General features: G+C 58.6%; 11 protein-coding genes. 1 reads left to right on the top strand and 10 read right to left on the bottom strand.

What is annotated here, in order from left to right:
- The first annotated feature begins 662 nt into the window (after positions 1-662).
- Positions 663-1358 carry a CTP synthase gene (locus tag LC417_RS04125; protein WP_111533765.1) on the top strand — a complete coding sequence of 232 codons (696 nt, stop codon included), beginning with the start codon at positions 663-665 and terminating at the stop codon, positions 1356-1358.
- Between the two features lie 39 nt (positions 1359-1397).
- Here the strand turns inward: LC417_RS04125 and LC417_RS04120 are convergent, their stop codons facing one another.
- The 10 genes from LC417_RS04120 to rsxA all read right to left on the bottom strand — a co-directional run bounded on the left by LC417_RS04120 (position 1398) and on the right by rsxA (position 12116).
- Positions 1398-2741 (bottom strand): enolase C-terminal domain-like protein, encoded by a 1344-nt coding sequence (locus tag LC417_RS04120; RefSeq protein ID WP_061703994.1) that lies wholly within the window; start codon positions 2739-2741, stop codon positions 1398-1400.
- The gene (locus tag LC417_RS04115; RefSeq protein ID WP_022625714.1) at positions 2719-4062 is read right to left on the bottom strand and encodes an MFS transporter; all 1344 of its coding nucleotides are present in this window, start codon (positions 4060-4062) and stop codon (positions 2719-2721) included. The genes LC417_RS04120 and LC417_RS04115 overlap by 23 nt, the downstream gene beginning before the upstream one ends.
- Before the next feature lie 257 nt (positions 4063-4319).
- The gene (locus tag LC417_RS04110; protein WP_010670074.1) at positions 4320-5039 is read right to left on the bottom strand and encodes an HPP family protein; all 720 of its coding nucleotides are present in this window, start codon (positions 5037-5039) and stop codon (positions 4320-4322) included.
- Between the two features lie 207 nt (positions 5040-5246).
- The gene (gene nth / locus LC417_RS04105) at positions 5247-5879 is read right to left on the bottom strand and encodes an endonuclease III (protein WP_010245402.1); all 633 of its coding nucleotides are present in this window, start codon (positions 5877-5879) and stop codon (positions 5247-5249) included.
- Complete coding sequence (locus LC417_RS04100) at positions 5876-6580, bottom strand: electron transport complex subunit E (protein WP_010245400.1); 705 nt, start codon at positions 6578-6580, stop codon at positions 5876-5878. Before LC417_RS04100 ends, nth begins: the two co-directional genes overlap by 4 nt.
- On the bottom strand, positions 6573-7205 hold the full coding sequence (rsxG, locus tag LC417_RS04095; RefSeq protein ID WP_010245397.1) for an electron transport complex subunit RsxG: 633 nt from the start codon (positions 7203-7205) through the stop codon (positions 6573-6575). Before rsxG ends, LC417_RS04100 begins: the two co-directional genes overlap by 8 nt.
- A 3-nt stretch (positions 7206-7208) precedes the next feature.
- On the bottom strand, positions 7209-8267 hold the full coding sequence (gene rsxD, locus LC417_RS04090; RefSeq protein WP_010670076.1) for an electron transport complex subunit RsxD: 1059 nt from the start codon (positions 8265-8267) through the stop codon (positions 7209-7211).
- Positions 8268-10964 carry an electron transport complex subunit RsxC gene (gene rsxC / locus LC417_RS04085; RefSeq protein ID WP_223565521.1) on the bottom strand — a complete coding sequence of 899 codons (2697 nt, stop codon included), beginning with the start codon at positions 10962-10964 and terminating at the stop codon, positions 8268-8270.
- Complete coding sequence (rsxB, locus tag LC417_RS04080; RefSeq protein WP_010245386.1) at positions 10957-11535, bottom strand: electron transport complex subunit RsxB; 579 nt, start codon at positions 11533-11535, stop codon at positions 10957-10959. The genes rsxC and rsxB overlap by 8 nt, the downstream gene beginning before the upstream one ends.
- The gene (rsxA, locus tag LC417_RS04075; RefSeq protein WP_003853423.1) at positions 11535-12116 is read right to left on the bottom strand and encodes an electron transport complex subunit RsxA; all 582 of its coding nucleotides are present in this window, start codon (positions 12114-12116) and stop codon (positions 11535-11537) included. Before rsxA ends, rsxB begins: the two co-directional genes overlap by 1 nt.
- Between the last annotated feature and the right edge of the window lie 95 nt (positions 12117-12211).

The following is a 12211-nucleotide window of genomic DNA, read 5'->3' as shown; positions in this document are numbered from 1 at the left end:
TCAGTTTTTTCATACCCTGTTTCGGGACAGGAATTAAGTCCGCGTCATGTGAGTTTTCCATGCGCAAGATTGTTATTAGAAGGGAAAAGCGGCGACTAATTTGGCTGATTACGGGCGGCAGGGCAAGAATTTTCTGACAACCCGCCTGACCCTGGAATGTTGGGTTAAAAAACTTATAGAAAACTGTTAATTGGTTTTTAATTTTGAGTGTAGTGAAAATAGCAGCGCATAAACGCTGGATAAGCGCCTAGCACTGGAGAGTATTAACATTAACTGCTAATGCGCGGTTAACCAGATAAATAGTTTGCTGAATGATAATCAGGCAGCACTAACGGCAGGTTGCTGATTAATTCACAGTCAATCTGCCGAATTATCGGACATTACACGCCTGGCATTGCCGCAAAAACCGTCAAATGATGATCCTGTGCACAAACAGATGATTTATTTCAGAAAGGAAAAAAAGAAACCGGTTGCGTCGTCTCGTCTGACGCGGGAGCTGAGGGGGCTCGCAGGCGCAGGCAAGATAAAAATCAGCTCAGCCTGCCGGTGAAAAGCCGCCCGTGCGTGTTAAAAAACGTATCGCGATAATCCGCTTTCAGCTCGCCCTCGACAGAAAATTAACATTACTGTAACCTCTCAATTTCCCCGAGAAGGATCTGTTTATGTCGTCCCCCCTGCGTTTATCTCTGGTTGGTGACTACCGTGCCGATGCGGTTGCCCATCAGGCTATCCCCCTTGCTATTGAACGTGCTGCCCGCTGGCTGAATATCACCGCTGAAGCGGAGTGGATCGCCACTGACCGACTGGATGAGTCAGAACTGCAACTCAGCGACGCCGTCTGGGTGGTGCCCGGTAGCCCCTATCGAAATGATGCCGGCGTGTTTGACACACTCCGCTGGGTGCGTGAAACCGGAAAGCCTTTTCTTGGCTCCTGCGGTGGATTCCAGTATGCGCTGATCGAGTATGCGCGCAACGTACTGGGCTGGCAGGATGCCAGTCATGCCGAGACGGACACCGAGGGAAGGATGGTGATTGCCCCGCTGAGCTGCTCGCTGGTGGAACAGCGCGGCGCGGTGAGGTTCGGACCCGGGTCACGCATTGCCAGAGCCTATGGCGCGCTGGAGAGTGATGAAGGTTATCACTGTAACTTTGGTGTTAACCCGGAATTCAGTGCAGCGCTGGGCGATAATACGCTGCGCATTACTGCCTGGGACAACGCGGGCGATGTGCGTGGCGTTGAGCTTCCGGATCACCCATTCTATGTCGCGACGCTGTTTCAGTCGGAACGCGCCGCACTGGAGGACAAAGATTCTCCGCTGGTGATTGCCTGGATGCAGGCGGCGCTGGCGCAACGCTAAACGCGATCACTCTGTGACACTGTCACAGAGTGATGCTCATCAGCGCAGCATGGCCGGACGTTTCGCGTTATAGGACCAGTTATCGATCAGAAACTGCATGCCCAGCGCATCGTTTCGGTTTTTGTCCGGTAGGGAGTTGTAGAGCGCATGTGCCGCTTCAACCCGTTCCATATTCAGGGTAATCCCCAGCCCTGGCCCCTCTGGCAGTTCCAGATAGCCATCCCGAATCTGCGGCGCATGCTGCGTCAGCTGCTGCCCATCCTGCCAGATCCAGTGGGTATCAAAGGCGGTCAGGCGATCACCGGGTGCGGCGGCCCCCAGATGCGCCACCATCGCCAGCGACACGTCAAAGTGGTTGTTTGAGTGGCAGCCGGTGGTCAGGCCCCACTCATGGCAGAGCTGCGCCACGGTGTGTGCGTTACGCATCGTCCAGAAGTGTGGGTCGGCCAGGGGAATGTCGATGGCATTGAGCTGCAGCGCATGCTGCAACTGTCGCCAGTCATTGGCGATCATATTCGTGGCAACCGGAATGCCGGTGGCCCGCCTGAATTCTGCCAGCGTTTCCCGGCCGGAATAGCCATGCTCCGCGCCGCAGGGATCTTCCAGATAGGGAATGCGGCCCGCCAGCTGTTTGCCATAATAAATGGCCTCATCCAGCGACCAGCTGGCGTTAGGATCAACCGTTACCCGCGCCTGCGGGAAGCGCGCCAGCAGGGCATTGACCGTCTCCACTTCCACTTCGCCGTGATGGACTCCGCCCTTGAGTTTGAAATCGCGGAAACCATAGCGATCCGCTGCCGCCTCCGCCAGCCGCACCACGCCTTCCGCGTCCATCGCTTTCTCATGACGCAGTTGCAGCCAGGCATCACCACCCGCGTGGCCCGCCTGATAGTTCATGCTGGTCAGGTTACGGTCGGCGATATAGAACAGATAGCCGAGGACCGGCACCCGATCGCGCTGTTTGCCGCTGGCAAGTAACTCGGCAACCGGCAGATTCAGGTGCTGACCCAGCAGATCAAGCAGCGCCGCTTCAATCGCCGCGGTGGCGTTGTAAAACTTCTCCGGGTTCATCTGCGGAATATGAATGTCGTCGGTATGCGCGGTCTGCTGGTGTCGTGCGTCGCTGGCAAACAGCGTGGCGATGGTGGCATTCAGCCGCAGGAGTTCGCTGCCCTCAATCTGCGGACGAAAGCGCTCAAGGAGCGCCAGCGTTGAAGCGTGACAGGGACTTTCGCCGACGCCGGTACGGCCAGCCGAGTCAGTCAGGATCACCAGGATACGGGTAAAGTAGCAGTTGTGTGCGCCGCCAATGTTCAGCAGCATGCTGTCATATCCGGCGACCGGCACTACCCGCATTGTTTTAATGACTGGACTGTCTGACATGTTGATTCTCCATAGGATCAAGGGAAGGCGGGGATGGCTTGCGGCGCAGCAGCAGCCACAGCCCGGTCAGCAGCGAGACGCTGGTCAGGGCATAGAGACCGCCGGTAGTAGAGCCGGTCTTCATCTCCAGATAGCCAAACACTGTCGGTGCGAAGAAGCCGCCAAGGTTGCCAACGGAATTCACCAGCGCAATGCCCGGCGCGACAATCGAGGCGGGCAGCTCTCCCTGTGGCATCGGCCAGAAAAAGGTCGCACTGACTTTAGAGCCGATACAGGCCACGATCATCGCCAGGAAGCCAAACCACGGGGAACCCAGCGTGGCCATAAAGGTGCCGCAGGCCGCGACCAGCATGGCGACACCCAGCGCTTTATCGAGCTTGTCGCGGTGGCGGTCTGAAAAGCGGCTCAGCAGGTTAATGGCAATAATGGCGCACAGCCAGGGCACGGCGGTGAGAATGCCGATGCCAAAACTGCTGAAGCCCTGAATGCGCTGAATAATCTGCGGCAGCCAGAACACCAGCGTATAGCCGGTCATGGTCATAGTGAAAAAGATCGCGCAGAAGAACAGCAGGCTGCGATTACGTAGCAGCGACATTTTGCCTGGCTCGCGGTTAAGCTCGTCACGCTGCGCCTCTTCATTCTGCAGCTGCTGCACCAGCGCCTGTTTCTCCGCGGCACTCAGCCAGCGCGCCTCGCCAGGTCGTGACACCAGCACCCAGGCGGCCAGAATGCCGACCAGCACCGACGCACCGCCTTCGAGAAACATCACCCACTTCCAGCCAGCAATCCCCAGGAAATTGTGCATCATCAGAATCGCGCCGGTGATGGGGCCGGAGAAGAGAAAGGCACCAGCGGTGGCACTCAGCACCATCGCGGTGGCGCGGCCGCGCCAGGCATTGGGCACCCACTGACGGAAATAGAACAGCACGCCAGGAAAGAAGCCTGCTTCCGCTACGCCAAGTAAAAAACGCAGCAGGTAAAACTGGATCGGTGAGGTGACGAAACCGGTCAGGACCACCACCAGTCCCCAGGTAATCATGATGCGCGTCAGCCAGACGCGGGCGCCGAAGCGCTTCATCATCAGGTTGCTCGGCACCTCAAACAGCGCATAGCCGATAAAAAAGAGGCCCGCGCCCAGCCCAAAGGCCGCCGCGCTGATCCCGGCATCGGTTCGCAACTCCGCTTTAATAAAGCCAATATTGGCGCGGTCGATCTGGTTAATAATCAGCATCACCACCAGCATCGGGATGATATGGGTGAAGAACTTTTTGATGGCGGAGGCGATCAGCTCATCGTGCTGCGGGGACAAGGCGCTATCCATCGGTCTTCCTCGTGAGAAACGTAAAGAAGAGCAAAGTGTAGGGCGCTGAAAAGGCCAGCTCTATGGGCATCCGCCCAGGAGCCGATGGGCGTACGGCCTGGACGGTTGTGTTATCAGTATGTTACGGAGTGGCGTGGGCGAAGCGGCAGAGTAAAACTGTGGCAGCGATCAACTTCTCAGGACCAGGGTTCAGGGGAGACCTGAATGCCAGAAGTCGCGCCGACAGTGAAAGATGTAACAGTGCGGGCAGACAGGTTTCAGCCACTGAACTGACGGCGCTGGGCAATCTCTTCAGCACGCAGCAGCAGCGCCTGCAAATCATCCTCGTCAATATCCAGCAGTTCACCGTCCTGCAAAGCCTGATGCAGATCGGCGCGCGTCAGCGGGACCGGCATGGCTACCGGATCGGGTTTAACTTCTTCCGGGGCCAGCGGATGCGGATAGCGACGACCAGCCAGATTATTAAACAGCAGTGCCAGCAGGGCCAGGGTCAGTGAATTGAGCAGGATCGGCGTCAGGACAAAGTGATATCCAAGCTGCTGCACCGAAGGGCCGCCCAGAATAGCGGTCAGCGCAACGGCACCGCCGGGCGGATGCAGACAGCGCAACTGGAACATTAACAGGATCGCCACACAGGCTGCGACGCCGCAGGCAAGGGCAGGATCAGGGATCAGCTGGCTGACGGTAACGCCCGCCAGCGCTGACAGGCTGTTGCCGCCGACGATTGCCCACGGCTGAGCCAGCGGACTGGCGGGCAGACCAAAGAGTAAAACCGCCGAGGCACCGACCGGCGCGACAAACCACAGGTTCAGTTCGCCCAGCACCCAGTGGCTCAGCAGGCTGGTCAGGATCAAGCCGATACCGGCACCCAGTCCGGCGATCACCACATGCTTTTTACTCACTGCCAGCGGATGTGGCCAGAGGCGCGCCAGAAACAGGCGCAGAGGATGGCTTCCGGCAGAAGCGCTTTTGTTCATTACTTTACTCACTGTGTCATAACATTTTCTTATCGTCAGGGGCGGCGATTTTCCATCATCAACATCAATGTAACAACCCGACAAACTGTACCGTTATTCGTACGAGCAGGGAGAGCAGCGAAAAGGGGGATCGGGCAGGAGACGCGTTGGCAGAGGTGATCGCCGGATAATAAAAAACCCGCCGCAGCGGGTCTTTCATCAGTGCAATCACTCGACTTTGTCGGGATACTCACAGAGATCTTCAATCAGGCAGGAGCCACAGCGGGGTTTACGCGCCACGCAGGTGTAGCGACCGTGCAGAATCAACCAGTGATGGCAATCAACCTTATACGCCGCCGGAACCACCTTCAGCAGCTTCTGCTCCACCTCTTCCACATTCTTACCCGGCGCAAATTTCGTCCGGTTGCTGACGCGAAAAATATGGGTATCGACGGCAATCGTCGGCCAGCCAAAGGCGGTGTTGAGCACCACATTGGCGGTTTTACGGCCGACACCGGGCAGGGCTTCCAGTGCCGCACGATCTTCCGGCACTTCGCCGTTGTGCTGCTCAAGCAGAATGCGGCAGGTTTTAATCACATTTTCCGCTTTGCTGTTAAACAGGCCGATGGTTTTAATGTATTCCTTCACGCCATCCACACCCAGCGCCAGCATCGCGGCAGGCGTATTGGCCACCGGATAGAGCTTTGCGGTGGCTTTGTTCACGCTGACATCGGTCGCCTGCGCCGAGAGCAGCACCGCGATCAGCAACTCAAACGGCGTGCTGAAGTTGAGTTCGGTGGTCGGATGCGGATTATTCTGCTGCAGCCGACGGAGAATTTCGGTGCGTTTGGTCTGATTCACACCGGTTTCCCGACAGCGTCCTGAGGCGGCGCGGTTTCGGCCGCCTGAGCACGCAGTGCTGCCCGCTGTTTCATCTTCTGATCGATCAGATATTTACCCGCCAGCATCATGCCCAGACCGATAAAGGCGCCTGGCGGCAGCATCGCCAGCAGCATTGGCGAGTCGAAATGGACCACTTCGATACGCAGCGACTTCGCCCAGGGACCGAGCAGCTGGTCGGCACCGTTAAACAGCGTGCCGCTGCCGATAATTTCGCGCAGCGATCCCAGCACCACCATGGCGCAGGTCGCGCCCATGCCGATGGCGAAGCCATCCAGCGCGGCAAGCGGGATGCTGCTTTTAGAGGCGACGGCTTCAGCACGGCCAACCACGATGCAGTTGGTCACGATCAGCGGGATAAAAATCCCCAGCGACTGATAAAGACCATAGGCATAGGCGTTGATCAGCATCTGTACGCAGCTCACCACCGAGGCGATGATCATCACATAAATCGGGATACGGATTTCCGATGGCACCCAGCGGCGCGAGGCGGAAATAAAACTGTTGGTCAGGGTCAGCACCAGCGTGGTCGCCAGACCTAAACCCAGCGCGTTGGTGGCGGTTGCCGTGACCGCCAGCAGCGGACAGAGGCCCAGCAGCTGCACCAGCGCTGAGTTGTTCTTCCATAATCCACCAACCAGCAGGCTTTTAGCTTCACTCATTTGCGTCTCCACATACCGGTAACGAAGAGAGTCTCTCCGGAAGCGTTTTCATTAACAGCGCGGTGCGTTTGGTCGCATTGACCACCGCGCGTGGGGTAATGGTGGCACCGGTGAACTGATCGAATTCACCGCCATCTTTCTTAACCGCAAAAGCTTTATCCGCCGGACCATGAACCACTTTGCCATTAAAGCTGTTGATCCAGTCAGAGATACGCAGTTCGATCTTATCCCCCAGACCGGGCGTTTCGTGGTGTTCAATCACCCGCACGCCCAATACTTTACCCTGGAAATCGGCACCGACCAGCATCTGTATCGCACCAGAATAGCCGTCAGGTGCAGTCGTCTCCAGCGCAGCCGCGACCGGCTGGCCGCCTTTACGCGCCAGGAAGAGATGATGCGGCGCACTGTTGCCCAGCGCTGCATCCGTGACAACGTAACAGTCCTGCTGGATGTTGTTGTCATAAAGCTCAACAGGCACCACCTGGTCCAGCAGGTTTTTCTGCTGCAACAGTGTCTGATGTTCCACCGTCGGCTTGGTTACCGTATTTACCACTGCCGTGGCGGCGGTAGTGATCGCAGCAAAAATCGCCAGCGTAACCCCGTTTTTGCGAATCGTCTCCAGCATCGCTTAATCCTTCTGATGGCCGTAAACGCGCGGCTGGGTGTAGTAATCGATGAGCGGCACACAGATGTTCGCCAGCAGCACAGCAAACGCTACGCCATCGGGATAACCGCCAAAACTGCGGATCAGCCAGACCAGCAGTCCAATCAGCGCGCCATACACCAGGCGGCCACGGTTGGTGGTTGAAGCGGTCACCGGATCGGTGGCAATGAAGAACGCACCCAGCATGGTGGCACCGGAGAAAAGATGAATCAGCGGGCTGTTCAGCGATTCTGGTGAGAAGAACCAGCCCAGCGTCGCGCAGAAGGCCAGTGACAGCAGCATGGCGGCAGGGACATGCCAGCGGATAGCATTTTTCCAAAGCAGGAACAGGCCGCCGGCCAGATAACCCACGTTAACCCACTGCCAGCCGAGGCCCGCCAGCACACCGCTGTAAATCGGCTGCGCCAGCAGATGTTCAGCACTGTGCCCCGCGCGTAAACCGGTTTTAAACGTATCAAGCGGCGTCGCCTGGCTGATGCCATCAACACCCATCTGTAACTGCTGCATGGTTTCACCCGCCAGCGTGTGGCCCTGGAACACCATGCTCAGGCTGTCCATCAGCCCGGGTTTGATCGCCTGAAGCGTATCGGGCGGCAACCAGCTGGTCATCTGCACCGGGAAGGAGATGAGCAGGACCACATAGCCGACCATCGCCGGGTTAAACGGATTCTGGCCCAGTCCGCCATAGAGCTGCTTCGCAATGACGACAGCAAACAGGGTACCGATCACCACCAGCCACCACGGCGCCAGCGGCGGCAGGCTGATACCGATCAGGACGGCGGTCAGCAGCGCCGAGTTATCTGCCAGCGTGCTGGCAACGGGCGCTTTGCGCAGTCGCAGAATCGCTGCCTCTGTCAGCCAGGCGGTCAGCGTCGCCAGTAAGACCTGTAAAAAGGTGCCGTAGCCAAAGAAATAACACTGTGCAGCAAAACCTGGCACCGCGGCCAGCACCACCAGCAGCATGATATTGCCGGTGCTGCGGCGATTATGGGTGTAAGGAGAACTTGCGATACGAAAAGCCATTTAATCCTCAAGCGTCGTAGACGACTGCGCTTTACGCGCTTTGGCACGGGCGATGGCGGCAGCAATAGCGGCCTTGCGCGCATCATCGGGTTGATTCAGTTCAGGTGCCTGTTCAGGTTCTGCATTGGCGTTGTTTGCCTGCTCCTGGGCCTGCTCCGCTTTATCCACCGCAAAATGCGCGGCGGTGGCCAGTGCTGCGGCATCACGTGAAGCGGCATCCGCCTCACTTTCCGCCTGTGCGGCTTTCTTCGCTTTGGCACGGGCGATAGCGGCCTGAACCGCGGCTTTACGCGGATCGGTCTCAGCGGCGGCATCTGGCGCAGCCTCTGCAGCGCTGTCGCCTGCGGCCTGTGCCTCGGCGTTTTCAGCCTGTGCGGCTTTCTTCGCTTTGGCGCGGGCGATAGCGGCCTGAACCGCGGCTTTACGCGGATCGGTCTCAGCGGCGGCGTCTGTCGCGGCTTCTGCAGTTTTGTCGGTTGCGGCCTGCGGTGCCTCGGCGCCTTCAGCCTGTGCGGCTTTCTTCGCTTTGGCGCGGGCGATGGCGGCCTGAACCGCGGCTTTACGCGGATCGGTCTCAGCGGCAGCCTCTGCAGCGCTGTCGCCTGCGGCCTGTGCCTCGGCGTTTTCAGCCTGTGCGGCTTTCTTCGCTTTGGCGCGGGCGATAGCGGCCTGAACCGCGGCTTTACGCGGATCGGTCTCAGCGGCGGCGTCTGTCGCGGCTTCTGCAGTTTTGTCGGTTGCGGCCTGCGGTGCCTCGGCGCCTTCAGCCTGTGCGGCTTTCTTCGCTTTGGCGCGGGCAATGGCAGCCTGAACCGCGGCTTTACGCGGATCGGTCTCAGCGGCGGCGTCTGGCACGGCTTCTGCAGCGCTGTCGGTTGCGGCCTGCGGTGCCTCGGTGCCTTCAGCCTGAGCGGCTTTCTTCGCTTTGGCGCGGGCAATGGCGGCTTCTACTGCCGATTTACGCGGATCGACACTGGCCTCAGCCTGGTTATCCGCCGCCTCAACCGGCTCTGTTTTCTTCGCTTTCGCCCGGGCAATAGCCGCTTCAACCGCCGCTTTACGCGGATCGACGGTCTGACGCGTCACCGGCTGGGTTTCAGCCTGCGCCTCGGCCTGACGCAGACGCGCCTGCGCATGGCGGGCTTCACGCTGGGCTTCAAGCGTTGCCTCATCCGGTTCGGCCGTCTGGCGGGCTTTCACCCGCGCTTTGGCCGCAGCCAGTTCGCTGGTATCGGTGCGGGCAACGCGTTGCTTCGCCTCTTCATGACGCGCTTCACGAGCCTGCTTTTCACGCTCCAGTCGCGCCTGGCGTGCTTCGAAGCGTGCTTTGGCTTCCAGCGTGCGTTTCGCTTCCAGATCGATGGCGCGCAGTTCCGCTTTTTCCTGACGGTAATATTGCACCAGCGGAATATTGCTCGGGCAGACATAGGCGCAGGCACCACATTCGATGCAGTCATCAATATGGTGAGCGCGCGCTTTATCGTGATCGCCGCCCTGGCTGTACCAGTAAAGCTGCTGCGGCAGCAGTTTGGCCGGACAGGCATCGGCACAGGCTGAACAGCGAATACAGGACTGCTCTTCGTCGTTGTTGCCCATCTCACTGGCAGACGGGGCCAGAATACAGTTGGTGATCTTCACCACCGGCACATCCAGTGATGGCAGGGTAAAGCCCATCAGCGGACCGCCCATGATCACCATCTGACGCGGCGCAGGCGTGAACCCGACCTGGTGTAACAGATGGCTGATCGGGGTGCCGAGACGACTCCAGACGTTACGCGGCTGGGCGATCGCCTCGCCGGTCAGCGTCACAACGCGTTCGGTGATCGGTTCACCATTAATAATGGCCCGCTTAACCGCCCAGGCGGTGCCGACGTTCTGCATCAGCACGCCGATATCGGAGGAACGTCCGCCGTGCGGCACTTCCTTCCCGGTCAGGATTCGGGTCAGCTGCTTGGCACCGCCGGAGGGATATTTGGTCGGGATGACCCGGATGTGCAGATCGCGCTCGCTACCCAGCGCCTGCTTCAGTGCGGCAATGGCTTCAGGCTTGTTATCTTCAATGCCAATCAGCACCTGTTCAGCCTGTAACACCCAGGCGAGAATACGGCTGCCTTCCAGGACTTCGGCAGCGTAGTCCTGCATCAGACGATCGTCAGCGGTGATATAAGGTTCACACTCCGCCGCGTTAATAATCAGGGTTTTAACCCCGCGCAGGCCGCCCTTCAGTTTGGTGGCGGTGGGGAAACCCGCGCCGCCGAGACCGGCAATGCCGGCGTCGTGAATACGCTGCACAATGTCGGCGCGCGGATGCTGCCGGTAGTCAGGCAGCGGATCCAGCGGCATCCAGCGGTCGTCGCCATCTGGCGTCAGGAAAATGCAAAGCTCAGAGAGACCTGAAGGGTGCGCGGTCATATGCTGACCGATATCTTCAATCACGCCGGAGGTGGGCGCGTGGACTGGCAGCATGCGGCCAGTGCCAAATGTCAGAGGCTGACCGCGCAGCACTTTGTCGCCAGGCGCAACGCAGATCTCACCTTCATGTCCGATATGCTGTTTCAGCGGGATAATAAAACGGTGCGGCAACGGCAGTTCGGAGAGCGGCGTGCCGTTGGACTGGGTTTTCATTTCCGGCGGATGAATACCGCCCTGAAAATCCCAGACCTTCTCTTTTTTCAGGAAGTTAAACAGATTAAGCATGAGTTTCTACCGGGATCACCCGTACAGGAATGGTATTTAAATCCCACTTCCAGTTAGCTGGCGTGGTGGCAACCGGACGCATTTCAATACAGTCAGTCGGGCAGGGCGCGACACAGAGATCGCAGCCGGTGCAGACATCGCTCAGCACGGTGTGCATGGCGCGGGTTGCCCCGACAATGGCATCTACCGGACAAGCCTGAATACATTTGGTGCAGCCAATGCAGTTGGCTTCATCAATAAACGCCACGGTGCGCACCGGCTCTTTCGCCGTTTCATCGCCATCAATCGGCTGCGGTTCAACGTTAAGCAGGGCTGCCAGCTTGAGCATGGTCTGCTCACCACCTGGCGCGCATTTATTGATCGCTTCACCATTGTTACCGACCGCATCCGCATAGGGGCGACAGCCCGGATAGCCACACTGACCGCACTGGCTCTGCGGCAGAATGGCATCAATCTGCTCAACAATAGGATCTTCTTCGACTTCAAAGCGGCGCGAGGCGTAACCCAGCAGCGCGCCGAACACCAGGCTCAGCGCACTTAATACGGCAACAGCAATCCAGATCGCGGTCATCAGAATTTCACCAGACCGCTGAAGCCCATAAACGCCAGCGCCATCAGGCCCGCGGTAATCAGGGCGATGGAGTTGCCTTTAAACGGGGCAGGAACATTGGCCAGCACCAGCCGCTCGCGCATACCGGCGAACAGCACCATCACCAGCGAGAAGCCGATAGAGGCACTGAAACCATACAGCGCGGCCTGCATAAAGGTGTGGTTAAGGTTGACGCTCAGCAGAGGTACGCCCAGCACCGCACAGTTGGTGGTGATCAGCGGCAGAAAGATACCCAGCAGACGATAGAGCGACGGGCTGGTTTTACGCACCACCATTTCGGTGAACTGCACCACGACGGCGATCACCAGGATATAGGCCATGGTACGCAGATAGACCAGATCCAGCGGCAGCAGGATCAGATGGTTGACCAGCCATGCGCAGATCGAGGCCAGGGTAATGACGAATGTCGTGGCGAGGCCCATGCCAATCGCCGTTTCCAGTTTTTTGGAAACGCCCATAAAAGGACACAGGCCGAGAAACTTCACTAAGACGAAGTTATTCACCAGCACGGTGCCAACAAAGAGAAGCAGATAATCGGTCATTTTTTCGCCTGGGAGCCAGAAAGCGGCTTATTATCATTGATAGCGCGGCGTATCTCAACACCTGCGCCATCTGCTGAGCGGCAGACCGCACTCAG

Origin of the sequence: Pantoea sp. OVA07A (assembly GCF_019969975.1) — a bacterium.
In the GTDB taxonomy this organism is placed as follows: domain Bacteria; phylum Pseudomonadota; class Gammaproteobacteria; order Enterobacterales; family Enterobacteriaceae; genus Pantoea; species Pantoea agglomerans.
Note: the sequence above shows the minus strand (reverse complement) of the source record. Positions and strands in the feature narration are given on the sequence as shown.